This window comes from Paenarthrobacter sp. NPDC092416 (assembly GCF_044755025.1).
GTDB lineage: Bacteria > Actinomycetota > Actinomycetes > Actinomycetales > Micrococcaceae > Arthrobacter.
The window spans coordinates 34335-57967 of the sequence record NZ_JBIVQG010000021.1; the positions used below are offsets into that span (position 1 = coordinate 34335).

The following is a 23633-nucleotide window of genomic DNA, read 5'->3' on the forward strand; positions in this document are numbered from 1 at the left end:
CGATAATAGAACACACAGTTCAACTATCGCTCACATCATCGTAATGCCGCTCACATCCGTGTTCAAGGGGCCATCGGCGTGGGTCCAGAACAACGCGCCTTCGGCGGAGCATGGCGCGTCGTAGTTGCTCACGCTCCGGATCCAGGCGGTTTCATGTCAGGATCAGGTATGCCTCGATTGATGCTTCTGGACACCGCCTCGTTGTATTTCCGTGCTTTCTACGGCATTCCGGATTCAATCAGGCGGTCTGACGGCACGCCGGTCAATGCCGTTCGCGGACTCATGGACATGATCACGCGGCTCACCACCGACTACGAAGCGACTCATGTTGTCGCTTGCTGGGACAACAACTGGCGCCCCAACTGGCGTGTGGAGCTGATCCCGAGCTACAAGTCCCACCGGGTAGCCGAGATCGTTCCTGGAGGAGCCGACGTCGAGATCGTTCCCGACCCGCTTGAAGCGCAGATTCCGATGATCCTGCGGGTGCTGAACCTCGCAGGGATCGCCGTCGTGGGCGTTGACGATCATGAAGCCGATGACGTCATCGGTACCTACGCCAGCCACACTGATTTCCCGGTGGACGTGGTCACAGGGGATCGCGACCTCTTCCAGCTGGTCGACGACGAGCGCCAGATCCGCGTCATCTACACTGCCCGCGGGATGAAGAACCTGGAGGTGCTCACCGACGTCGTGGTTGTCGGCAAGTACCGCGTGCTGCCCCAGCAATATGCTGATTTCGCTACCCTGCGCGGCGACGCCTCCGATGGCCTGCCCGGCGTCGCCGGCATTGGTGAAAAGACGGCCGCCTCGTTGCTTGCGGAGCACGGTTCACTGGACGGATTGCTCGCTGCGGCAGCAGATCCCGACGGCGGATTATCCGCTTCCGTGCGGGCCAAGCTGGCCGCCGCGGCCGACTACCTCAAGGTGGCCCCCGCCGTCGTGAAAGTTGTGCGGGACCTGACCGTTCCGACACTGGAAGAGGCCGGTGCTGAGCTGCGCCCCGTCACGGTGGAGGCCCGCGCCGAGCTCGAGCAGCTCGCCACGGAGTGGAACCTTGGCGGGTCCGTGAAGCGACTGCTGGATGCCTTGGAGATGACTCGCTGACTTTGCAATAGCGGTCGCTGGAGTTTTGCCTCAGGAAATGGCTGCAGTGAAGTCGTGTGACCCCTGTGTTGCCGTTCGGCTGGTCCCGTCCGGCAATTCAACGGTGGCTCGAACGCCATCCGGGATGTCGACGTGAAGGGTGAACTTTCCGCGTTCCACCGTCCAGTCCGTGCTGATGAGGCCGTGGGCGGTCTTGACGGCGGCACTCGCCGAGGTGATGCCGCCGCCAGGTTGCGGGGCAATGGTCACGGTGCGATAAGCGGCCTGTTGGTCATCGGGGTTCGCAGGAAGGCGGATGCCGGCCAGATGCGTGTAGAGGAATGAGCCCACGGCGCCCTTGCTGTAGTGGTTGAGTGAGCCTCGGGCGCCTGTGGTGGTCACGCCATCCCACCATTCCCACATGGTGGTTGCGCCGGCGTCGAGCATTCCCAGCCAGGAAGGCGCACCCGTGGAGAGCAACAGTTCAAAGGCGACATCGAGGTATCCGTGGTCGGCGAGCGTCGGCAGCAACATTCCGGTGGCGAGGAATCCGGTACCCAAGCGGTTTCCGTTGAGGCGAATGAGCTCCACCAGCCGGGCGGCTGTTTGCTGCGTGAGCCCCTCTGGCACCAATCCGAAGGCCAAGGCGCGCACATAGTGCCCTTGGGATTCTTCCCTCAGCCGCCCTTCACTGCCCAGATACTCTGTTTGCCACCCATGGCGAACGTTGGCGGCAAACGACTCATACCGTGCAGCGTTTTGCTCATCACCGAGGACGGCGGCTGTCCTCGCCAGCAGTGAGGCCGAGCGGTACAGGTAGGCCGTGGCCACGATGCCGTGATCCCGTGCAGGGTCGGGGTTCGGTGGGGTGTCCGGTTCAAGCCATTCGCCAAAGTGGAACCCGGTGTCCCACAGATACTGCTCGTGGGGCAGGGGAGACGGGCGCTCGACTGCCCTGTCAGGATGTCGGCCAACGGCCGCCGTGGTGGCGGCGTAGTCAACCCAAGCCCGCATGGAGGGATAGGCCTCCGCCAACGCTGGCTTGTCACCGTAAGCCCGCCATAGCGACCACGGAACGAAAACGGCCGCATCTCCCCAGCCGGCAGATCCAGTGGCGAGGTCCTCGAAGACGCTTCCTGACGGGCCGTCGCCGGCCGGGTTCGGAACCACCGTTGGCACACGGCCGTCCGGCCACTGATCAGCCGCCAGGTCCCGCAGCCATTTTGCGCTGAAGCCGGAGACATCAAACATCAGGGCCGCAGTGTCGACGAAGACTTGCCAGTCGCCAGTGAATCCTGACCTCTCCCGTTGCGGGCAATCCGTGGGTACGTCGCAGGCGTTGCCGCGGAAGCTCCACATGATGGCGTCATGCAGGGCGTTCAGTCGCTTATCGCTGCACTCGAAGTGGCCGGTCCGGTTCAGGTCTGTGTGAACTACGACGGCGGTGATGTCACCGTGCGGGAGCACGTCAGCGCTGCCCTCAAGCTGCACGTATCGGAAGCCGTGTGTGGTGTGCCGGGGCTCGAAAACGTCGCCTTCGCGTCCCGCTGAAATTACTTCGTCTACCTGGCCTGCAGGCAGGGGCGTCTTGGTGGCGAAGTCAAAGGCCTGGATGTTTTCCGTTGCCACCAGCCCGGAAGCGTCCAGGATCTCGCCGTGTCGGAGCGTGATGCGAGTACCTTCGGGGCCGAGTTTGCCCAGCCGGATCCAGCCATTGATGTTCTGCCCGAAGTCCACCACGGTGATCCCCGGCTTTGGTGTGTTAATGCTGACGGGTACCAGCTCCTGGATTCGCCGCACGGGCGGTGCAACAGGGCAGGCCAGTCTTTCCCGATTGTCGTAGAGCCCGCCTTGGCGCGTGACAACTGGACGCCAGCCATCCGCCGTCGTGGTTTCTGCCCTTGGTGCGGCTTGTTCCCGCGACTCGCAACGACGAAAGTCGACCGCTTGCCCGTCCATCAGATCGGCCCGCGTGATGTGGCTTTCGCGCGACTGCCATGCCTCATTGGTGGTCAGCAATGGTGCGTGGTCGGCGGAGATTGATGCGAGGAAGGCCGTCTCCGTACCAAAGCCGTTGGCTCGGCGTTCGAATCCGTGACGGCCGCGGAACCAGCCGTCTGAAAGCAGCACGGATACCACGTTCATACCACTCACAAGGTGTTCCGTGATGTCCCACTCCTGCACCTGAAGGCGCTTGCGGTACGAGGTGAATCCGGGTGTCAGCTCTTCCTCGCCCACCCGTTTGCTGTTGACGAAGAGCTCATAGACGCCGTGGGCTGTGGCATGAACGGTTGCCACGCCGTCGGCCGGGGTCCACGTAAAGGATCCACGAAGCCAGTAGGCCGGTCGGTGGCCTGGCTCCCTTGGTTGTTCCTCCGCGGGCGAGATCCACGAGGCCAGGCGCAGCGCATCTTGTGGCGTCATGTGAGGGTGGTGGGTCATGGGCCCATGGTAGATCATAAAAACAACGGACGCACTGTTTTTATTGCTGGGATGCGAAGCTACCCTGAGTACGTGCGAACGCGGCGAACCACTGGAAGCTATGAAGTAGGGCGCGCCAAGCGTGCTGAAATCCTGGATGCGGCCACCCGGCTGTTTGCCGCGTCCGGCTACCACAAGGTGCCGCTGTCGCAGATCGCAGCGGACGTTGGACTCAGCGAAAGTGGCCTCATGCATCATTTCCGCTCCAAGAAGCACCTCTTGCTGGGCGTGGCGGAGCGGCGGCTTGAGCAGACGGCGTTGTGGTGGAGTTCGCAGGGTCAGGATAGCGCCGAGGATCCCCTTGAAGTTTTCAGGAACATGGTGGAGTCCACGCGTGAGCTCGTCCGCGAGCCGGGGCTCATTGAGCTGTTCGTGCTGATCTCCGCCGAGGCGGCCGATGCATCAACTCCGGCCCATCAGCTGTACGCAGCGTGGTACGAACGCGCTGTGGGGGAGACCGCTCAGCTGCTGGCTGCCGGCGTCGAGCGCGGATACCTTCGGCGCGACACCAATGTGGACGGGTGCGCCCGCGAAATCATTGCCGTGAGCGATGGACTGCAGCTTCAGTGGGCGATCTCCGCTGGGGAGTTGGATTTGGTGGAAGGAATCCGGGACTACGCCCGCCGTTTGGCGCGGTCACTCTTGGCCTCCGAACATGCGGCCGAGGCTGAAAGGCTCTGAGCCCGGCGGGACGTGAAAGAGCGTTCCGGGGAGCGCGGCGGGACGTGGGAGAGCGTTCCGGGGAGCGCGGCGGGATGTGGGAGAGCGTTCCGGGGAACGCGGCGGGATGTGGGAGAGCGTGCTCAGCGCATCCGCACGCTTTCGCTCGGCCCGGCGTTGTAGCCGAGGTTTCGCGATACCGCCCTTGCCGTGGCCTGCACAGCCGGGGCCAGAACGTTGGGAGGCGTGGCGCCGTCCGGGACCACGATGGACAACGCGGCCACCACCGTGCCCTCGGCGCCGTAAATCGGCGACGCGACTGACACGGTGCGAGAAGGCGCAGAGCGCCGGATCATGGCCACCCCGGTACGCCGCACATCGGACAGGGTTCGCCGCAGCTGACCTTCCGGCATGGAATCCACGCCCGCTTCGATGTCGGGTGGTTGGTTAATGACGGCTTCCTGGAATTCCACGTCTGCTCCGGCCAGCAGAACCAGTCCCACCGCCGTCGACCTCAAAGGGGCTCGTCCGCCCACCCGGTAGGCCACTTCCGTGGCTTCCTTGGACGAAAGACGCTCGATGAGGACCGCCTCCTGCTTGTCGCGGACCGCCAGGAGAACGTGGTGGCGGGTGACGGCGAACAGGTCCTCGAGGTAGGGCAGCGCGATTTCGCGGACGCCGTGGCCACGCGGTGACAGCGAAGCGACTTCCCAGAGCCGAACACCCACCACATATCGGCCGTCTTCCAGGCGCTCCAGGGCGCCCCACGCAACAAGCCGGGCGATCAGCCGCAGGGCCGTGGGGGCGGGCATGTCGGCCAGCCGGGCCATCTCGGACAAAGTTAACGCCCGACGACGGTCGGTGAACACGGCGAGCAGGCTCAAGGCGCGGTCAATGACCGGTTCGCCCTGTTTGGGCCGCTTGCCACGCTGCGGTTTATCGGCGTCGTTGCCTTGTTCGGGCGCCATCGGAGGGCTCCTTTTCGATTCCTACGGAGTGATCCCCACCACAATACTGTTTCAACCAATGAAATTCGCAGGTGGCCGCGGGACGCGTGCCGACGATTCTTGAGGGAGCCGGTTACCGGAAGCCATCTGACGAGAGGGCGCCGACGGATCGGCCCGGACGGGTCACAGCCGACCCACGTTCAGGCCGCCGGTCCCTATCTCGACTCCGATTCCCTTACACATGCGAAGGCGCAGCACATGAAATTCCTGACCTCCCCTGCACGACGCAGCGCGGCCGTCCTGGCCGGGGCCCTCATCCTCGGCTCCTTGACCGCTTGCGGTGGCGGCAGCACCGCAGCATCCACTGCGGACAAGACCACACTGACCATCGCCACCGACAGCGACAGTGCTTCCTTCGGCTACGACCCGTTACGCGTTTCGGATGCGCAGCGGCAGTTCTTCGAAGGCCTGTACGAGAACCTGATGACGCTTCAGCCAGACGGCACCGTGGGCCCGGGCCTTGCCAAGGAGTTCAGCTACAACGCCGACAACACCGTCCTGACGCTCACGCTCAAGGAAGGGGTCACGTTCACGGACGGCTCCACCTTGGATGCCGCACTGGTCAAAGCGAACCTTGACCGCCGCAGCGATACCGCGCTCAGCGCCTACTCGGCAATCGCCAAGGGCGGGGCACAGGAAGTCACGTCCGTGGACGTTGTCAGTCCCACCCAGGTAGCCATCACGTTCGCGAAGGCACAGCCGGGCTTCGAAAAGAATCTCACCTCCACCTTGGGCATGATTGTCGGCAAGAACGCGGTGACGGACAGCGCCAGCCTTGCGACCACACCGGACGGCTCGGGACCTTACACCTTGGACAGCGGAGCAACGGTCAAGGGCAATAAGTACGTCTTCACCAAGAACGATAAGAGCGCGGATGCTTCCAAGTACCCGTACAACAAGATTACGTTCAGCGTCATCATGGACCCGCAGGCCCGCGCCAATGCGCTGGTGTCCGGCCAGGCAGATGTAGCCTCGCTGACCTCGCCTACCGTTGACTTCGCCAAGTCCAAGGGTGTCGGTGTGTCACAGATCGGCGGCACCGTCCAGACCATGATCTCGTTCGACAAGATCGGCAAGACTGCGCCGGCATTTGCCAGCGAGAAGGTCCGCCAGGCATTCCAGTACGCCATTAACCGGCAGGCACTGGTGGATGCCCTTCACAAGGGCGATATCCCGGCATGGAATGCCTTGCCCAAGGATTCGGCTGGCTACTCAGAAGAACTGAACACGACGTACGCCTACGATCCCGCCAAAGCGAAGAGCCTCCTGACCGAGGCCGGCTACGCGGATGGCTTCGAGTTCACCATCATCGCCAGTACGCAGACCCAAACGGATCTGCAGGCAGTCCAGAAGGACCTGGCCGCCGTCGGCATCACCATGAACGTCAAGCTGGCGGCCTCCACTGATGAAGCATTCGCCGCGGTGGCAACCACTCCGCTGGGGTACGCCCCGCTGGGTTGGGACAACCCGGTTGGACTGATGTACGGAGCGATCCTGAGCGGCTTCACCAATGTCCAGAAGGCCACGGATGAGCAACTCAATGCCGCAACTGCCGAAGCCGCAGCAGCCAAGGATGACGCCGCCAAGAAGGCCGCGCTGACCAAAGTCAACACCCGCTTGGTGGAGTCCGGCTGGATGATCCCGTTGTACGAGTCACTCACCAACCAGGGCTACAACACCAAGAAGGTCCAGCAGGTGACGTTCGCCGGTACCAACGTGTACCCGCTGCTCTCCTCCTACGCACCCACCAACTGATCCACAGAGGCCGGACGCCATTCCTCAAGGATTGGCGTCCGGCCCCCGACCAATGGAGGTCACCATGGCAATGTTCGTCACCAAGCGCCTGCTGATGGCGCTTGCCACCGTGTTGGTGGTGGCGGTGCTGGCATTCCTGCTGGTCCACGCCATGCCCGGCAGCCCGGGCGCGGTGTCGCTCGGCGCAGGCGCTTCGCAGGAGGCCATCGATGAGCTCAACCACAAGCTCGGCTGGAACGATCCGCTCCTGGTCCAGTTTTTCCGCTGGCTGGGCGAGGCCGTGCAAGGCAACTTCGGCAACTCACTCATCGACGGGCGCTCCGTCAGCTCCGACCTTGCCACCAGGCTTCCGGTCACAGCATCCCTTGCCGCTGGTGCCACACTACTCAGCGCGGTCTTCGGCATCTTCCTGGGCGTCACGGCCGCTGTTCGCGGAGGGTTCCTCGATCAGTTAATTGGAGGATTCGTGGGACTCCTCGTGGCTCTCCCGGCCTTCTGGATCGGCGTCATCTTCGTCTACTTGTTCGCTGTCCAGTCATCCGTTTTCCCCGCCACCGGATACGTGCCGTTTGAGGTTTCTCCGCAGGATTGGGCGATGTCCCTTGCCCTGCCGGTCATCACCCTCGCCGTCGGCGGTGCTGCGTTCATCGCCCGGCAAACCCGGGCCTCCATGCTCGAAGCCTTGCAGCAGGAGCACATCCGGACCCTGCGGGCCACAGCGACTCCCACCTGGAAGATTCTGTACATCCACGCGCTGCGATATGCCAGCCTGCCGATCGTGGCCGGCATCGCACTGCAGTTCATTGGCCTGTTCGGCGGATCGGTCATCGCAGAGCAACTCTTCGCCATGCCCGGACTCGGCCAGGCCGTCCAGATCTCAGTCAGCACGCACGATGCCCCCGCAGTCCAAGGCGTAGTGGTTATCGCCACGGTTGTAGTGGTCGCCGTGAATCTGGTGCTCGAACTCGCCACCACATTCCTTGACCCGAAGTTGCGTGCCTCATGATTCCCACACTCCCCGCAACCCCACGAAAAACTGCGCTCACCAAACTTTCCGGGCACCGTCTGGTCTCCTCTTCGGCTGGCCTGGCCGGAACCCTGTGGCTGGCCGTCATTGTCGCGGCGTCCCTCACCGCGCCGTGGTGGCTGCCCTTCAAAACTGAAGACCAGGACTTTACCGCGGTCCTGTCCGGTCCCACCGCTGCCCACTGGCTGGGAACGGACGAATTGGGCCGGGACATCCTCAGCCGGATCTTCTCCTCAGCAGCCGAAACCCTGGGGACCTCGTTCATTACGGTGATGGTCGGCGTCGGGCTCGGTACCGTCCTGGCCATGGCAGCGGCCAACAGCCAACGCGCCGAAGGAATCATCAGCCGCGGTACCGAGATCATGATGTCGCTGCCAGGCACGGTCATCATCCTGGCCGTCATTGGCGCTGTTGGCACGAACATCCCGCTGATCATGGCGATCCTGGGCGTGCTCATTTCCGCAGGAATCTATCGCGTCATGCTTGGACAGGCCAAGTCTCTGCAGTCCCAGCTGTACGTGGATGCCGCCAAGGTGGACGGCCTGAGTCCGTTGGCGATCAGTGTGCGCCACGTCCTGCCGGGCCTGGCTACCACTATCGTGGTGCAGTCCGCGCTGATTTTCGCCGTCGGCCTCTTGATCCAGGCAGGCCTGGCCTTCATCGGTTTCGGTCCGCCGTTGCCGCAGCCGAGCTGGGGCGGCATGATCCAGAGCGCCTCGCAGCACGTCTACGACGCCCCGTGGCTCATGGTTCCCACGGGCGTGGTCCTGGCACTCACGGTCCTTGCCGCCAACGCCATCGGCAACGCCCTGGGCAAAGCACCCAACGCCACAGCCTCGCATCTGCCATCGGCCGCTATCCGACGCAAGCGGGCCGCGCAGGCTGCGGCCGCTGCCACGGCTACTCCCGTCGTCGGGGATCCTCCCATGGCAGGCAAGCTCAGCGTTCGCGGACTCTCAGTAGGGGTCGACGGCGGAACGCCCCTGGTCACGGACGTCTCGTTCGACGTCGAACCCGGCACAGTCCTGGGACTGGTGGGCGAATCAGGCTGCGGTAAGACGATGACCGCGCTTTCGCTCATGGGACTGCTGCCCTCAGGCGTCGCCGTCACCGATGGCCAGATCCTGTGGAACGGCAAGAATCTGGCTGCCGCCACGGACACGGACATGGAAGCCATCCGCGGGCGGGACATTGCCCTGATATCGCAAGAGCCGATGCGGGCGTTGGATCCCATGTTCACCGTGGGCTATCAGCTCACCTCGGCCATCAGGCGGCTGCGCTCAGTGGGGAAAACCGAAGCCAACCACGAGGCGTTGAGCCTGTTGGAGAAGGTCGGCATTGTTGACGGCGGGCGCATCCTGAAGGCCTACCCGCACCAGATTTCCGGCGGCATGGCCCAGCGAGTGGCCATCGCCCTGGCCCTGTCCGGTAAGCCGCGCCTCTTGGTCGCCGATGAGCCCACCACGGCTCTCGACGTAACGGTCCAGGCCGAAATCCTTTCTTTGCTGCGATCGTTGGTGAAAGACACCGGCATGTCCGTGGTCATGGTGACCCACGACCTCGGCGTCGTAGCCGACATCTGCGACCAGGTCGCCGTCATGTACGCCGGCCAGGTGGTGGAGAACGGCGGCACCGCCAGCATCCTGGACGACCCGAGGCATCCGTATACGCTGGCTCTGCTTGCTGCGGATCCGCACGCCACCACGGCCCACGAAATGCCCGAGCGCCTTGCCACCATCAAGGGCCAGGTGCCGCAACCCAAGGACTGGCCCATCGGGTGCCGGTTTGCCGCACGCTGCCAGTTCGCCGGCTCTGCGTGCCTTGTGCCGGTACCGCTGCTGCCTTCCGGTTCTGATGTGGGGCTGGTTCGTTGCGTCAAGGCCGACGAGTTGGCCGTGGAAGGCCTCGCCTGGCTACCTACGGACGTTCCCACCTCCTTGCAGCACACAGTTCCGGCGGAAGTCCCTGCCCGGCACCTGCTGGACATCACTGAAAAGGACATGGCATGAGCATCGAAACCCCGCTTCGGCTCGAGCAAGACCACACTGTGCAGCAGCAGCCCATGCTCGAGGTCAAGGACCTGGTGGTCCGTTACGGCCGCGGGCGTAAGGCAGCCGCAGCACCACCCGCCGTCGACGGCGTTAGCTTCACGATCCAGGCAGGTGAGACTGTTGGCCTGGTGGGGGAGTCCGGTTCGGGTAAATCCACTATTGGCAAGGCGATCCTGGGACTGCAGAAGGTCTCGAGTGGTTCCGTTGGTTTCCAAGGCGAGGACATCACAGCCGCCAAAGCGGGCAACCGCCGGGCCATCGGCAAGCAGTTGCGGGCTGTCTTCCAGGATCCCAATTCCTCGCTGAACCCCCGCAAGACCATCGGAGCTTCGCTCTCCGAACCACTGCGAGTACGCGGCATCTCCGCCGCAGAATCCCGTACCAAAGCGGAGGACATGCTGGAACGCGTAGGCCTCCCCAGGGAAGCCGTGGACCGGTATCCCAGCCAGTTCTCCGGCGGCCAACGCCAGCGGATCTCCGTGGCCCGAGCCCTCATCTGCGAACCGCAACTCGTGGTGTGCGACGAAGCCGTGAGCGCCCTGGACCTTTCAACGCAGGCTCAAGTCCTGAACCTCCTGGCCGACCTGCGGGACGAGCGCGGCCTGAGCTACCTGTTCATCGCCCACGACATCTCTGTGGTCCAGTTCCTGGCCCAACGCGTCGTAGTTCTCTACCGCGGGCAGGTCATGGAGTCGGGTCCGGCCGCCGCGGTCACGGAATCGCCGAAGCATCCGTTCACCCAGGCGCTGGTGGCAGCATCTCCGGTGCCCCGCCCGGCTGAACAGGCCGAGCGCCGGGCAGTCCGGGAGTCGTTGGGAGTACGCACGGCCTCGGCCGTAGCGGCAACACCGGGCGGTTGCCCCTTCCAGCAACGCTGCCCGCTGGCCACCGAATTGTGCGCCACTGAACGGCCCGCATTGCGCCGGGTCGGCCCATCCGACGTCGCCTGCCATTACGCCTGACCGGCGCCTCACAACATCTGAACAGCATCGACGCCTGAACAGCATCGCCAACATTCCAGGAGCAAAGCATGACACTCAGGACGCAGCAATGAGCCTCGATCCAGAACTCCTCGCTGTCATGGAGCATGTGGCCGGAGCAGGGTCCTTCGCCGAGTTGCTCGCTGATCCTGCCGGGCCCGAGCGGCTCGAAGCGTTCAGCGGCAGCCACCTTTCGTATTCGCCTCCCGACGTCCGTGTCACCTCAGTCAACGCGCCGGGACCCAACGGCGCGGTGCCTCTTCGGGTCTACGGAACCGACGGATCATTCGAACCTGACGCGTCCGACGCGGGAAACGCCGACGACGGCGTGCCCGGTTTGGTGTGGCTGCATGGCGGCGGATTTGCGGGCGGCGATCTGGACATGCGCGAAGCAGATCAGTTGGCCCGCGAACTGGTGCAGCGTTCCGGCGGGGTGGTCTTCTCCGTGGATTACCGCTTGGCGCGGGATGGCGTGCATTTTCCCGTGCCGCATGAAGACGCGCTGGCGGCTTGGCTTTGGGCGGCTAAGCACGCAAGAGATTTTGGCGTGGATCCGGAGAGGCTGTGTCTCGGCGGGGCGAGTGCCGGCGCGAACCTTGCGGTGGGGGCGGCCATGTACTTGAACGATATTGGGGAGCCGTTGCCTGCCAAGATGCTCCTGGCCTACCCCTTCCTTCACGCCGAGCTTCCCGTCCTGGCGAATGCACATCCCGTGCTCTCCGCCCTTCCACGCTTGTTGCGATTCACGGCCGATGATTGCCGAGGCATGGTGGAGAACTATGTTGGGGGTCCCGTGGGCATGGCCTCCTCCTACGCTGTACCCGGAAATGCGGACCCTTCCGGGATGCCGTCCACTGCTGTTTTGGCGTGCGAACTCGATGATTTGCGAGGCTCCGCTGAGCTCTACGTGAACAGCCTCAGAGAAGCCGGGGTCGCCGTTTCGTTTCGGATGGAGGAAGGCGCAACGCATGGATACCTCGACCACTCGGCGGCAATGGGCATCGTTCAACGTGGATTATCGTTTCTGGCCGGGGAGCTGGCATCGGCGAAGCCATGTCAATGATTGAAATACTCGGTTCAGCGCAGGGCCCACATCCGACAATCTTGTAGGGAAGGCGGGGGCCGTTGATGGTCCGGCAAGCAGCAACAGACAAGCAGCAACAAACAAGGAGTCAACGATGACCGAGGGTCGCGTGTTCAAGGGCATCGAGTTCGCCCACACCGGCGGCGACGGCTCGCGCCCACTGTTGCTGGACTTGTATCTGCCGGAACCAGCGCAGCTTCAGGGCAAGGACGAATCGCTGCGCCCCGCCGTCGTCCACTTTCATGGCGGCGGTTGGCGCGTCGGTGAGCGGTCGTCGTTGGGGCCGGTGTGCGACGGCTTTGGCCTGAAGCCGTTTGATGTCCTCACCGATGCCGGGTTCGTGGTTGTCTCGGCCGATTACCGGCTCAGCGACGAGGCGCAGTTCCCTGCGCAGTTGTATGACGCACAGGCCGCTGTCGTGTGGCTGCGAGCGCATGCGGCAATGTACGGCGTGGACGCCGGGCGCATCTACGCCTGGGGCGACTCAGCAGGCGGGCATTTGGCGAGCCTCGTCGGGCTCACTGGAACCAGCGGCAACAGTGTCGCAGCGGTGGCGGCCTGGTACCCGCCCACTGATTTGATCCACATGGGGGAGCAGGCCTTGGACAACGCCGTTGCCCGTTCCAGCGATCCCGGCTCCCGCGAAGAGCTGCTGGTGGGCGCGGTCCTTTCCGAAGACCCCGAGAAGGCAGCTGCAGCCAGCCCCATCAGTTATGTCACCCCGGCAGCCCCACCGTTCCTGCTGGTCCACGGAACTGTAGACCGGTTCGTTCCCGCAGCCCAGTCCCAATCCTTGGCGACCAAACTTGAGAAGGTGGGTGCCGACGTCGAACTCCTTCTCATCGACGACGCAGACCACATGTGGTCCCTGCCGGACGGCAGTTCCGCGGCGGCTGAGAAAGCACTGGCCGCCACGGTCTCGTTCTTCCGCCAGCAGCCCGGACTCCCATAAATTTCCGAGGCACCCTGCATCGGCGTCACCCCCAGGGGGTCTATTTGCCGTGCCCCCTACCGATAACCGCCCTCGGGCGAAGCTGAAAGGCCCCAACATGCAGTACATAGGCATCAACCACGACGGCGGCACCTGGGTAGCAGCCCTGAGCGGCACCAGGGTCTTCCCGCTGGCGTCCGTCACGGATTTTTGGGCCAGCGCCGCTCGGTGGCAGGAGAAAGCGTCCTCCATGGTTGCAGGTGTGTCGGGCGGCCATGACCGCTCGGACGTCACCGAAGTTCCATTGGTTCCGGCATCGGCACGGGTCATCTGTGTCGGACTGAACTACAAGGCGCATGCGGCTGAAGGCAGCTACAAGGATCAGGAGCTCCCGCCGTATCCCACGCTGTTTGGCCGCTGGACAGCATCCTTGTCTGTCGGCAACGTCCCGGTTCCGGTCCCTGGCGGCGAGGCCGGCTTGGATTGGGAAGGCGAAGTGGCTGCCTACATCGGAAAGCGCGTGGAGTCAGCTGACGAGGCCACTGCCGCGGATGCCGTTTTCGGTTACTCCACTTTCAACGACCTCACTGCGCGCCGAGCCCAAAAGCTCACATCGCAGTGGACGCTGGGAAAGAACGGCGATTTAACTGGACCCATGGGTCCACTGGTCAGCCGCGACGAGGTGGGCGACCTCCGCGATGGCCTCCAGGTGCGAACCCTGGTGAACGGCATGGAAGTCCAGAATGGCAACACCCGGGACATGATCTTCTCCGTGCCGGCCATCATTTCGCTGATCAGCCAGACTTTTACACTTCACCCGGGCGACGTGATCGCTTCCGGTACCCCAGAGGGCGTCGGCTACGCCCGGACCCCGCAATGGCTGTTGCACGCCGGGGACACCGTGGAGGTCGAGATCGAAAAGCTCGGCACGTTGGTGACCCCCATTGGCGGACCTTCGCTGCGGGCGAGTGCCTGATGACTGCGATTTCAGATGCCCGCCTCGAGGACCTTCCCAGTCAGGTCCCTGTCCTGATTTCAGGGGGCGGTCCCAGCGGATTGTTCCTTGCGCTGGATCTGGCCCAGCGCGGGATCCGCAGCCTCATCATCGAGCCACGCACGTCCATCGACCACGACAGGCCGCGCGCCAAGACCACCAATGCGCGAACCATGACGCACTTGCGGCGCCTGGGCCTTGCCGATGGTCTGCGGTCCGCAGCACCGCTTCCGGTGGACTTCGCACAGGACGTCATTTTCTGTTCGTCCCTCACGGGCCGGGAGATCCGAAGGTTCCCCAACGCCTTCCAGTTGGAAACCGGACGATACGAACCACAGCCCGAATGCGGTCAGCAAGTGCCCCAGCCGGTGCTCGAAACAGTGCTTCGTGAGGCAGTGACAGCATCGACTCAGGCCACGCTGATGACCGGTTTGCGGGTGGAGGCTTTCTCGGCGGACGGCGCCTTGCAGAGGGTGACCGTTGCTGACGCTGAAGGTAACCACCGCACGGTTAATTGCAGGTTCCTGGCCGGAGCCGACGGCGGTTCGTCCACCGTCCGCCGTGGCTTGGGGCTCCGGCTCGAGGGAGGGTCCGCTGCACTGTCCAACATCAGCATCCTGTTCCGATCCGGCGATCTCGCCGACACCATCAGGCTCGACCCTGCTGTCCAGTACTGGGTGCTCGGCCCAGGTGCGGCCGGCATGGTCGGCCGCATGGACTTGGACCGGACGTGGTGGGCCATCATCCAGGGCATCGACGTCGATAGTTCCGATGACGGTCAGGACGTCGATCCTGTGGCACTTGTGCGCTCTTTGGTGGGAGTCGACGTCGAGGTTGACGTCATCGCCACGGATCCGTGGACAGCCCGCATGCTCCTGGCGCCGTCGTACGGGCGGGACGGGGTTTACCTCGTGGGCGATGCGGCGCACCAGAACCCGCCGTGGGGTGGGCATGGGTTCAACACATGCATCGGTGACGCCGCCAACCTCGCTTGGAAGATCGCCGCTGTGCTGGACGGGTGGGCCGGCCCTTCACTCCTGGGAAGCTACGAACTGGAACGGCGCCCCGTTGCAGAACGCACCATCAACGATGCCGCGGCCAACGGCAAGGCATTGGCTTTCCACTTTGCCGATCCCGCATTGGCCTCGGACGGCCCGGAGGGCACCACTGCCCGTGCCGTCGCCCACGAAGCCCTGGGGGTGAAGCTCAGTGAATTCGATTCACTGGGGCTCGTTCTCGGATACAGCTACGCCGGTTCTCCCGTGGTGGTCCCTGACGGTGCAACCGTTCCCGGCGAAGATCCCATCCGCTACACGCCGTCGGCAAATCCGGGGGCCGTTCTTCCGCATACGTGGATGGACGAATCAACATCGGTCTACGACGTCCTGGGCGAAGGCTTCACGTTGCTGGTGGACGCTGGAGCCCTGACGGGAGCCGACGTGGAACGTGCCTACGCACCCGTTCTGGAGGCGGCAGCTGCCACGCGAATTCCGCTGACCGTCACCGCGGTTGGCTTTGACGGCAATGGCCGCTCCATGGCGGACCTCTGGGCCGCCGAAGCTGTGCTGGTCCGGCCGGATCAGCACGTGGCGTGGCGGGGTGGTTCCGCCGAAGCCGCCGCGCATGCCCTCCGCGTCGCCGCTGGATGGGCCGTCACTGGAGCAAAGGAAACAAGTGAATCGAAGGAAGCAAAGGAGCCCGCACATGTCGACGCCGTCATTTCGTGATTACCTTTACGCGCCCGACCATCCTCGGGTAGCGAAGCTGCGCGGCCTGGATGCGCGGTCCTATGCCGAAGCCGCCAAGGACGATTCCTTTGCTGGGCCCATGATCGAGGGCTGGAAGAAGCTTTACCCGGAGCCCTTCGTAGGTGTGACCAGCGATGGCGTGCTTCGCGACGGTTTGTTCCCCCTGGCCGCAGCCCGCCCGGGCGAGGAAGCTCCGACGTCGGACATGGTTGCCGCCGCCGAAAAGCTGCTGGCACTCATGACCGCTGAGCAGGTGGAGCGGCTGAGCTACGCAGTGGACGCCCATGAGTGGCAAAGCTGGGCCAACCCGGAATTCATGCAGCACGATACGGGGCTACGGCTGGATGAACTCGAACCCCCAGTCCGCGATGCCGCCCTGGCCGTGGTGGAGGCAAGCCTCAGCCCGGAAGGTTATGCGCTGGCCAGAAACCTGATGCGTATCAACGGCTTCCTGGGTGACCTGGTGGACCTGCCCTTGCTCATGAATGAATATAGCTACAACTTCGCAATGTATGGCGTTCCCTCCGAGTCGGAACCGTGGGGGTGGCAGCTGTTCGGGCACCACGTGGCGTTGAATTGCTTGGTCGCGGGGAGCCAGCTGGTGGTCACCCCGGTGTTTCTTGGTGCCGAACCGGACGTCATCGACCACGGCCCCCACCGAGGCGTGAAGGTCTTCAAGGAACGCATCCAATGGGCACGCGAACTGATGGCCGCTTTACCGGACATGCTCCGCGCTGACGCCGTGGTCTTTGAACACATGCAAGACCCCGCCATGCCCGAGGGCCGGCTCCACCCCGGGGACGAACGGCACCTGGCCGGGTGTTTCCAGGACAACCGGGTGATTCCTTACGAAGGCATCCCGGTCAGTTCACTGCCTGCCGCAGCGGTAGCGCTCCTGGACGAGATCGTGAACGACTCCATTGCCTACTTGCCGTCGGGGCCCCGTGCCGCACGCTTTCGGGAAATCCGGGAACACTACGCCGAAACGTGGTTCTCGTGGATCGGCGGTTGGCAGGGAGAGGATGCCTTCTACTTCCGGATCCAAAGCCCAGTGGTCATCCTGGAACTCGACCACCACACGGGAGTTTTCCTCAACAACCACACACCGGCGCCATTCCACATGCACACCGTGGTGCGGACACCCAATGGCAACGACTACGGCCGGGCGCTGCTACGGCAGGCGAGGTAACCGCCGTCGGGCCTGTCCTGAATCGAACGCGTCTCAACAGTGACCACAGACAGAAGGCCCGGACCCCTTTCACGGAGTCCGGGCCTTCGCAGCTGAGCTAGAGGTCCAACGCTGTTCGCCGCTGCGGGGGAGGACCCACCACCGTCAGGTCCATCTCGGCCTGCGCGCGACCAAAGCCTTCCATATCCATATAGGGTTCGCCGCCCTCTGTGTAGATGTAGTCATCGGTGGGCTTGTTGAAGTATTCAAAGAATCCATTGAACACTGACGGTGTCAGGAAGCCGACCATTTGCGTGTTGTGGGAATCGAACGCAAAGGAGTGGATGGTGCCGGCCGGGGCATGAACGAAATCGCCCTTCGTCAGCAGCATTTCGCGCCCGTTGGCATACAGCCACATGCGGCCTTCAGTGCACAGGAAATTCTCGGTGTGCTCGGAGTGGAAGTGCAAAGGGATGTATGGGGATTTGGCGCCTTTGGTGTGCACGGCGAAGTAGTTGGAACCTGTGTTCGCCGGGTGGGAAAGGTACGTGAACATCGTCTGATAGCTCACCAGGCGCTCGCCCTCCCCGGCGGAGAGGAAGTAAGGGCTGAGCGACGTCGGCAATCCGGCGTTCTGCTGCAGGCTCGGCTGGACACGTTCGACGTCGGGGAAAGTGATGCCGAATTGGGCGCCAACTTCCGCCTGCTCCTGAAGGGTCAGTGTGTGGCTGCCGCGAGCGGGGTGCACATGTGAGTCGATAGGTGTACCCGCGCGCTCATAGTAGGCCTCCGCCCCACCCGGGGTCATCCAGTTCAGGAAGCGGGTATAGTGGGCGGCCATCCGGTATGCGTGGGGAGTTCCCGGCGGAATGACCACCGAGTCCCCTGGAGTCAAGATGCGGCTCTCGCCGGGCAGCCAGACGTGCAGGATGCCGTCGAAGACGTACAAGGTCTTGTGCTCAATCGCGTGCGCAACGAACGGCGATTCAGCACCCATGCCGCCAGAGATGTAGGCAGCGCTGAAGATGCCTCCGGTGTCTGCCGCCCGGGCAATAACCGTCACCAGTTGGCCGTTGATCTCGTAGCGGGCACCTTCGCCGGAGGCCATGTAATAGGGGACAGCTTCGCCCGGCAGCGAGTTGGCTACAGGGAGTTGCTGGCTGATTTCCTCGACGCTGAGGGACATATGGTTCCTTCTTTCCTGTTCATCGTCGTACGGACTTGCTGCAAATCAGCTTGGCGCATTCAAGGAGCGAAGAACCTGCCGGTTTCATTGAGTGAAACGCGCTTTCCGTGTCTCACAGCTTCAGCCCCGCTTTCACAGGTGAATGACAGGTTTCCGACAGCGTGGGCTGGGGTCGCTGACTCATGGTAGTAACAGGGCGGTGTTTCTGGCCGTCCCCACGACACCAGCCGTTCGTTCGGCGCAGCAGCCGTTCCAACGGCGGATTCAGGAGAGGCACCATGTCAAAGACCAAGAAGATCACGCTGTGCGTCACGGCCGGAGCTCTGGCGTTGGGCGCGGGGCTCGGGATCACCACCGTTGCCTCCGCAACCACGACGCCGACGCCGAGCGCTACGTCTTCGGCCGAATCTACCGCTCCCGCTGAGGGGCACGGCAAATTCGGCGGAGGCCACGGCCGCGACCGGGGCCAGATCGCCGCAGAGCTGGCCACAAAGCTGGGCGTCGACGAAGCCAAAGTGACCGAAGCGCTGAAGGCGTTCCGCGAAGCGAACAAACCCGCCACCCCGCCTGCGGAAGGCACGGAAGGCACCAAGCCGGACCGCACTGCACAAGACGCCGCCTTGGCCAAGTCTCTGGCTGCGGCGCTGGGCATCGATGAAGCCAAGGTCACCGCGGCCCTGGAAGAGATCCGCACTGCAGCCCAAGAAGAGCGCGCCGCTGCCCTCAAGACCAAACTGGACAAGGCCGTCACTGACGGCAAGCTCACCCAGGCTGAAGCTGATGCAGTCACCAAGGCTGTTGAGGCCGGAGTCATTGGTGGAGGCGGCCGCTAGCGTCGGGGCGCCGGCGGCGGCGAGGCGGTGGCAGCGTCGAGGCGCCGGCAGTGTCGATGACCCTGCAGTGTCGATGACGTTGCCAACGATGGCAACGCCGGCAAACGGCTAAGAAAGGGTCCCAGGGCATGTCCTGGGACCCTTTTCTTTCGCTGCGTACATCTGAATGCGATACATCTGAACGAGTCAATGCGGCCTGAATTGGTCCACGACGGGACATTCAAAGGGATCACCCGCAAACAGGCCCACGCTGTTCAAGTACCTCACCACGATCGCGTAGGACCTCGTCAGCGAGGTTTCTGTGTAAGGGATATCCAGCTCCCGGCAGCAGGCTTGCACTATCCCAGCGGCCCGATGCAAATAGGGCCGGGGCATGTCCGGGAACAGGTGATGCTCAATCTGACGGTTCAAGCCACCCATGAGCGTGTCCATGAACAGGCCGCCCGAAATATTGCGTGCAGTGAGCACCTGACGGTTCAGGAAGTCCGTCCGGGCAGAGGCCGGCAGGATGGGCATGCCCTTATGGTTCGGGGCGAAGGAAGCACCCATGTAGAAACCGAACACGCCCAGCTGCACGCCAAGGAACGCGAAGGCCATGCCCAAGGGCAGCAGCGAGAACACCAGTAGCGGCACCGCCACCAGGCGCAACACCAGGATAGGTATCTCCACCCAGCGGTGATCGGCTTTCCGCTGACGAAGCAGATACTTCACGGAGTCAACGTGAAGGCTGATGCCCAGGAAGAACAACAAAGGGAACAGCAGCCACCCCTGTTGGCGCGTCACCTTGACCATGACGCCGCGTCTGGATGCCGCCGCGTCCGGATGGAACGCGATCGCGCCGGTATGGATGTCCGGATCCTTGTCCACAACGTTCGGGAAATTGTGGTGCCGCGTGTGCTTCTGCGCCCACATCGCGTAACTGATGCCCACCAGCCCAGTGCCAATCAGTCGGGCGGACCATTCGTTCATGCCCTTGGATTTGAAGACCTGACGGTGCGCCGCCTCATGCGCCAGGAACGCGAACTGCGTGAGGACCACCCCCATCCCCGCCGCTATCAGAAGCTGGAACCACGTGTCCTGCAGAAGAAGGAGCCCGCTCCACACACCGGCCCAAGAGGCCATGAGCAACACGAAGAGCGTGATGTAGAACCCCCGGCGCCGCTTGAGCAATCCTGCAGTGCGCACGGACTTGAGCAGGGTTGCGTAGGTGTTAACCGTCCGGGCCGCGGCACCGCGTTCCGGAGAATTTTCGTCGGAAGAGCGTTGTGCTGCCATGATGCCTCGAACCAGATGCAAGGGGGATCAACAGAATCGTTTCCCACCGTCCCCTCAGGATACGCCCACACCCTTTCGAAAGAGCTTGGAAAATTCTTTTGGACGGTTGTCGATTTCTGCTCGCTCTGTTCGACCTGTGGGTGAGAAGGTCGAAGGGCGACCTTCCACAACACAGGAGATTGATTGAAATGGCCAAGTACATGTTGATCATGCGGGCAACCGACGAGTCGTTCGCCAAGTTCGAGAACATCGATTTCAACGAAATCCTTGAGGCTATGGGCAAGTTCAACGACGAGCTCATCCGCGCCGGGGTCTTGTTGGCGGCCGAAGGACTCGACGATGCCAAAGACGGGGTGGTTGTGGACTTCACTGGCGAAACGCCCGTTGTAACCGACGGCCCCTACGGAGAAACCAAGGAACTATTCGCTGGCTATTACATCCTGGATGTCGCCTCGAAGCAGGAAGCCATCGAGTGGGCCAAACGGGCTCCGATGACCTCAGGCACCAAGACCGAAATCCGCCGTGTCACCAGCATCGACGAGTTCCCGCAAGACAATGAGTGGATCCAGAAGGAACGGGCCTGGCGCGAGCAGACCGGCCAGCTCTGAGCCAGGCAAAAATCTGACTGTCCGTGAGCAACAACGAGGCAAGGGCCGCCGTCGAAGCGGTGTGGCGCAGTGAATCCGCCCGCATCGTCGGCGCCCTTGCCCGCTACACCGGCGATTTTCTGCTGGCCGAGGATCTCGCGCAGGAGGCCCTCGCTGAAGCCCTCGTTTCCTGGTCTGTGAATGGTGTCCCCGCTGAACCGGTGGGTTGGCTGCTGACTGCCGGCCGTCGTCGTGCGATCGATACCTTCCGACGGCGCGCCGCCCGCGACGAGAAATATGCGCTGCTGGCCCGTGACCTTTCTGAGGAGGACCCGGGCGTGGATGCACTTTTCGATCCCCACGCAATCGACGACGACGTACTGGCGCTGATGTTCATCGCGTGCCACCCTGTGCTGGCAAAGGAAGCGCGGATTGCGTTGACGCTGCGGGTTGTAGGTGGTCTCGGCACGGACGAGATCGCCAAAGCGTTCCTCGTGCCCGTGCCCACCATCCAGGCCCGCATCACCAGAGCCAAGAAGACGCTTGCTGCCGCCCATATACCGTTCGCCATCCCGGAGGCGCACGAAGTGCCTGAGCGACTCGGTTCGGTCCTGAATGTGATCTACCTGATCTTCACGGAAGGTTCGTTCGCCTCAGGGGGAGACTCGTGGATGCGCACCGATTTGGCGGGCGAAGCACGCCGGCTTGCCCGTGTGCTCGTACGGCTGGCGCCGGAGCCGGAAGTGTTTGGCCTGCTGGCCCTGATGGAGCTGACGGCGGCCAGGTTTCCGGCCAGGCTCGACGCTGCCGGACGGCCCGTACTTCTTGAAGACCAAGATCGACGACGGTGGGACCAGTCGGCGATTCGGCGTGGCCGGGCTGCACTTGCTACGGCGGTGGCGGCCAAGCGCGGTCTGGGCGCCTATGGACTCCAGGCGTCTATTGCGGAATGCCACGCTGTGGCTCGGTCAGTGGCGGAAACGGACTGGCAGCGGATTGTCATCCTCTACGAAGCACTCGGGCGCCTGACACCGTCGCCCATTATCGAATTGAACCGCGCTGTTGCCGTCGCCATGGCTACGGGTCCGGCCGCCGGGCTTGAACTTGTTGAGGCCTTGGCGCGCAACGGCGAACTGAACGGGTCGCACTTGTTGCCGGCCATCCTGGGCGAACTGTTGAGGAGGCTCGGCCGGCTCGACGAGGCACGGTCAGCGCTGATGCAGGCTGTCGATTTGTGCGGAAACGCGGCCGAGCGCGCAGCGTTGGAACGCAAAATCGACGAACTGGACGTGCCATAGCGGAACGGTTCCACGTCGGCCGCCCATCGCAACGCGAATTACTTCTTTACCTCCAGCTGTGGGCTTTGGCGGCTTTGACTGGCTGATTTTTGGCGATCGTGTTCCACATCGATTGCGTCTTGGTGTTCGGGCACGTTTGAGTCCGAATCGGTATGTGGCTAACTCCGCAGGGGTGCTTGGTTAACTCCGCAGGGGTGTGTGGTGGTGGTTGCGTCGGGGTTTTTGGGTGGGGTCGATGTGTGGTGGTGGGGTGAACCAGGGCACGCCGGTTTTCATGTTGATGTGCCATTGTTCTTTGTGGATGACGTGGTGGTGGTGGCTGCAGAGCAGGGTGCCGTTCTCGGTTGAGGTGCTGCCGCCGTGGGACCAGTAGGTGATGTGGTGGGCTTCGCACCAGGGTACGGGCATGGTGCAGTCGGGGAAGGCGCAGCCGCCGTCGCGGGCGGCGATGGCTTTGCGGATGTGGGGTGGGAAGATCCTGGTGGTGCGGCCGATGTCCAGGATGCGGGATTCGCTGCCGAGCAGGACGGGGATGATGTCCGCGTCGCAGGCGATCTTGCGGATGGTGTTGGGGTGGATCGGGCCGCCGAAGGTTGCTGTTCCGGAGCTCAGCGGCGGGTTCGCGGCGGAGCCGGAGGATCCGAAGCGACCGGGACCTCCGAGTACTCCCTCGCGTCCGAGGTGTTGGAGGTGTTGGAGGAGGTCGCGGTGGTCGATGGTGACGGTGACTTGGGGGCGGAGGCCTCCGTTGGCGGGCAGGTTCCCGGTGGTCAGGGCGATCCGGCAGGCACCGACGAGCCCGTCGAGTAGTTTCTGGGCCCGGGAGCGCCGGTCCAGGTCCGGGCCTTCGGTGCAGTGCGTGCCGCCTGTTGACCTGCTTGCTTCCTGCCCGGCACCGTTGCCGCCGGTTCCGGTGCTGTTCCCGCTGTTTTCCTGGCCGATGGTGGTTGCGGTGCCTCCGCCGGTCCCGCAACCCACACTGGTCCCGGCGTTGCCGGTGCCGGTGCTGTTGTTGCGCGCGTCGCCGTGGCCGTTGCTGTTGCCGCGATTCCCGGTGCTGTTCCGGCTGTTCCAGCTGTTTTCCTGGCCGACGGTGGTTGCGGTGCCTCCGCCGGTCCCGCAACCCACACTGGTCCCGGCGTTGCCGGTGCCGGTGCCCGTGCCGGTGCCCGTGCCGGTGCCCGTGCCGGTGCCCGTGCCGTCGCCTTTGCTGTGGCTGTTGTTGTCTTCGGTGTGGTCGGTTCCGTTGGGGGTGCTGTTCAGGCGGGGGTTGGCGGCGGTGTTCATGATGGTGGCGAGGGTTTCGTATTGTTCGGCGGTGGCGAAGATTTCGAGGTGGTGCAGTCCGTAGCGGGGTTTGCGGAGGAACACGCCTTGGAGTTGGCGCAGTACTTCTTCGGAAGGTTCGGGGCCGTCTTGGTCGATCGCGTCGGTCCAGCGTTTGGCCATTCGCATCACGAAGTCGGGGTCGGATTCGAGGGCTGT

19 protein-coding genes are annotated in these 23633 nt (G+C 63.5%); 14 read left to right on the top strand and 5 right to left on the bottom strand.

Annotated features, from left to right (window positions below; genetic code table 11):
- Positions 1–153 precede the first annotated feature (153 nt).
- Entirely contained in the window at positions 154–1104 is a 951-nt protein-coding gene (locus tag ACIQC5_RS23090) for a 5'-3' exonuclease H3TH domain-containing protein (RefSeq protein ID WP_400287431.1), read from the top strand.
- A gap of 30 nt (positions 1105–1134) precedes the next feature.
- Here the strand turns inward: ACIQC5_RS23090 and ACIQC5_RS23095 are convergent, their stop codons facing one another.
- Positions 1135–3525: a family 78 glycoside hydrolase catalytic domain gene (locus ACIQC5_RS23095; protein ID WP_400287432.1), complete on the bottom strand. Its 2391-nt coding sequence runs from the start codon at positions 3523–3525 to the stop codon at positions 1135–1137.
- A 72-nt stretch (positions 3526–3597) separates the two neighbouring features.
- Between ACIQC5_RS23095 and ACIQC5_RS23100 the strand changes: the two genes are divergently transcribed.
- Entirely contained in the window at positions 3598–4245 is a 648-nt protein-coding gene (locus tag ACIQC5_RS23100) for a TetR/AcrR family transcriptional regulator (protein WP_400287433.1), read from the top strand.
- Between the two features lie 122 nt (positions 4246–4367).
- Here ACIQC5_RS23100 and ACIQC5_RS23105 read toward each other — a convergent pair whose 3' ends face one another.
- Entirely contained in the window at positions 4368–5192 is an 825-nt protein-coding gene (locus tag ACIQC5_RS23105) for an IclR family transcriptional regulator (protein WP_400287434.1), read from the bottom strand.
- A 237-nt stretch (positions 5193–5429) separates the two neighbouring features.
- On the opposite strand from ACIQC5_RS23105, the gene ACIQC5_RS23110 reads away from it, so the two are divergent.
- The 9 genes from ACIQC5_RS23110 to ACIQC5_RS23150 all read left to right on the top strand — a co-directional run bounded on the left by ACIQC5_RS23110 (position 5430) and on the right by ACIQC5_RS23150 (position 16990).
- Positions 5430–6986: an ABC transporter substrate-binding protein gene (locus ACIQC5_RS23110; RefSeq protein ID WP_400287435.1), complete on the top strand. Its 1557-nt coding sequence runs from the start codon at positions 5430–5432 to the stop codon at positions 6984–6986.
- Positions 6987–7038: 52 nt separating this feature from the next.
- Positions 7039–7992 carry an ABC transporter permease gene (locus tag ACIQC5_RS23115; protein ID WP_400287436.1) on the top strand — a complete coding sequence of 318 codons (954 nt, stop codon included), beginning with the start codon at positions 7039–7041 and terminating at the stop codon, positions 7990–7992.
- The gene (locus tag ACIQC5_RS23120) at positions 7989–10022 is read left to right on the top strand and encodes a dipeptide/oligopeptide/nickel ABC transporter permease/ATP-binding protein (protein WP_400287437.1); all 2034 of its coding nucleotides are present in this window, start codon (positions 7989–7991) and stop codon (positions 10020–10022) included. The genes ACIQC5_RS23115 and ACIQC5_RS23120 overlap by 4 nt, the downstream gene beginning before the upstream one ends.
- Positions 10019–11026, top strand: a complete 1008-nt coding sequence (locus ACIQC5_RS23125; protein ID WP_400287438.1) for an oligopeptide/dipeptide ABC transporter ATP-binding protein — start codon at positions 10019–10021, stop codon at positions 11024–11026. The genes ACIQC5_RS23120 and ACIQC5_RS23125 overlap by 4 nt, the downstream gene beginning before the upstream one ends.
- A gap of 88 nt (positions 11027–11114) precedes the next feature.
- Positions 11115–12107 carry an alpha/beta hydrolase gene (locus tag ACIQC5_RS23130; RefSeq protein ID WP_400287439.1) on the top strand — a complete coding sequence of 331 codons (993 nt, stop codon included), beginning with the start codon at positions 11115–11117 and terminating at the stop codon, positions 12105–12107.
- 115 nt (positions 12108–12222) lie between these two features.
- Positions 12223–13080, top strand: coding sequence for an alpha/beta hydrolase fold domain-containing protein (locus ACIQC5_RS23135; RefSeq protein WP_400287440.1), 858 nt, complete (start codon positions 12223–12225; stop codon positions 13078–13080).
- A gap of 97 nt (positions 13081–13177) precedes the next feature.
- Positions 13178–14035, top strand: coding sequence for a fumarylacetoacetate hydrolase family protein (locus ACIQC5_RS23140; RefSeq protein WP_400287441.1), 858 nt, complete (start codon positions 13178–13180; stop codon positions 14033–14035).
- Complete coding sequence (locus ACIQC5_RS23145) at positions 14035–15780, top strand: FAD-dependent monooxygenase (protein WP_400287442.1); 1746 nt, start codon at positions 14035–14037, stop codon at positions 15778–15780. Before ACIQC5_RS23140 ends, ACIQC5_RS23145 begins: the two co-directional genes overlap by 1 nt.
- On the top strand, positions 15758–16990 hold the full coding sequence (locus ACIQC5_RS23150) for a DUF3500 domain-containing protein (RefSeq protein WP_400287443.1): 1233 nt from the start codon (positions 15758–15760) through the stop codon (positions 16988–16990). Before ACIQC5_RS23145 ends, ACIQC5_RS23150 begins: the two co-directional genes overlap by 23 nt.
- Positions 16991–17087: 97 nt before the next feature.
- Here ACIQC5_RS23150 and ACIQC5_RS23155 read toward each other — a convergent pair whose 3' ends face one another.
- The gene (locus ACIQC5_RS23155; protein WP_400287444.1) at positions 17088–18155 is read right to left on the bottom strand and encodes a quercetin 2,3-dioxygenase; all 1068 of its coding nucleotides are present in this window, start codon (positions 18153–18155) and stop codon (positions 17088–17090) included.
- A gap of 278 nt (positions 18156–18433) precedes the next feature.
- Here ACIQC5_RS23155 and ACIQC5_RS23160 point away from each other — a divergent pair, with 278 nt between their 5' ends.
- Complete coding sequence (locus ACIQC5_RS23160; protein ID WP_400287445.1) at positions 18434–18988, top strand: Clp protease N-terminal domain-containing protein; 555 nt, start codon at positions 18434–18436, stop codon at positions 18986–18988.
- A gap of 186 nt (positions 18989–19174) precedes the next feature.
- Here ACIQC5_RS23160 and ACIQC5_RS23165 read toward each other — a convergent pair whose 3' ends face one another.
- Positions 19175–20263 (bottom strand): fatty acid desaturase family protein, encoded by a 1089-nt coding sequence (locus ACIQC5_RS23165; protein ID WP_400287446.1) that lies wholly within the window; start codon positions 20261–20263, stop codon positions 19175–19177.
- Between the two features lie 188 nt (positions 20264–20451).
- On the opposite strand from ACIQC5_RS23165, the gene ACIQC5_RS23170 reads away from it, so the two are divergent.
- The gene (locus ACIQC5_RS23170; RefSeq protein WP_400287447.1) at positions 20452–20871 is read left to right on the top strand and encodes a YciI family protein; all 420 of its coding nucleotides are present in this window, start codon (positions 20452–20454) and stop codon (positions 20869–20871) included.
- Between the two features lie 23 nt (positions 20872–20894).
- On the top strand, positions 20895–22148 hold the full coding sequence (locus ACIQC5_RS23175; RefSeq protein WP_400287448.1) for an RNA polymerase sigma factor: 1254 nt from the start codon (positions 20895–20897) through the stop codon (positions 22146–22148).
- Between the two features lie 180 nt (positions 22149–22328).
- On the opposite strand, the gene ACIQC5_RS23180 is transcribed toward ACIQC5_RS23175, so the two are convergent.
- Positions 22329–23633: DUF222 domain-containing protein (locus tag ACIQC5_RS23180; protein WP_400287449.1), on the bottom strand; the 1305-nt coding region annotated here is incomplete at its 5' end.

Coding starts and splice junctions, on each gene's coding strand:
- ACIQC5_RS23090 (WP_400287431.1), top strand. CDS start 154: ATGTCAGGATCAGGTATGCCTCGATTGATGCTTCTGGACACCGCCTCG.
- ACIQC5_RS23095 (WP_400287432.1), bottom strand. CDS start 3,525: ATGACCCACCACCCTCACATGACGCCACAAGATGCGCTGCGCCTGGCC.
- ACIQC5_RS23105 (WP_400287434.1), bottom strand. CDS start 5,192: ATGGCGCCCGAACAAGGCAACGACGCCGATAAACCGCAGCGTGGCAAG.
- ACIQC5_RS23110 (WP_400287435.1), top strand. CDS start 5,430: ATGAAATTCCTGACCTCCCCTGCACGACGCAGCGCGGCCGTCCTGGCC.
- ACIQC5_RS23115 (WP_400287436.1), top strand. CDS start 7,039: ATGGAGGTCACCATGGCAATGTTCGTCACCAAGCGCCTGCTGATGGCG.
- ACIQC5_RS23120 (WP_400287437.1), top strand. CDS start 7,989: ATGATTCCCACACTCCCCGCAACCCCACGAAAAACTGCGCTCACCAAA.
- ACIQC5_RS23125 (WP_400287438.1), top strand. CDS start 10,019: ATGAGCATCGAAACCCCGCTTCGGCTCGAGCAAGACCACACTGTGCAG.
- ACIQC5_RS23130 (WP_400287439.1), top strand. CDS start 11,115: ATGAGCCTCGATCCAGAACTCCTCGCTGTCATGGAGCATGTGGCCGGA.
- ACIQC5_RS23135 (WP_400287440.1), top strand. CDS start 12,223: ATGACCGAGGGTCGCGTGTTCAAGGGCATCGAGTTCGCCCACACCGGC.
- ACIQC5_RS23140 (WP_400287441.1), top strand. CDS start 13,178: ATGCAGTACATAGGCATCAACCACGACGGCGGCACCTGGGTAGCAGCC.
- ACIQC5_RS23145 (WP_400287442.1), top strand. CDS start 14,035: ATGACTGCGATTTCAGATGCCCGCCTCGAGGACCTTCCCAGTCAGGTC.
- ACIQC5_RS23150 (WP_400287443.1), top strand. CDS start 15,758: ATGTCGACGCCGTCATTTCGTGATTACCTTTACGCGCCCGACCATCCT.
- ACIQC5_RS23155 (WP_400287444.1), bottom strand. CDS start 18,155: ATGTCCCTCAGCGTCGAGGAAATCAGCCAGCAACTCCCTGTAGCCAAC.
- ACIQC5_RS23160 (WP_400287445.1), top strand. CDS start 18,434: ATGTCAAAGACCAAGAAGATCACGCTGTGCGTCACGGCCGGAGCTCTG.
- ACIQC5_RS23165 (WP_400287446.1), bottom strand. CDS start 20,263: ATGGCAGCACAACGCTCTTCCGACGAAAATTCTCCGGAACGCGGTGCC.
- ACIQC5_RS23170 (WP_400287447.1), top strand. CDS start 20,452: ATGGCCAAGTACATGTTGATCATGCGGGCAACCGACGAGTCGTTCGCC.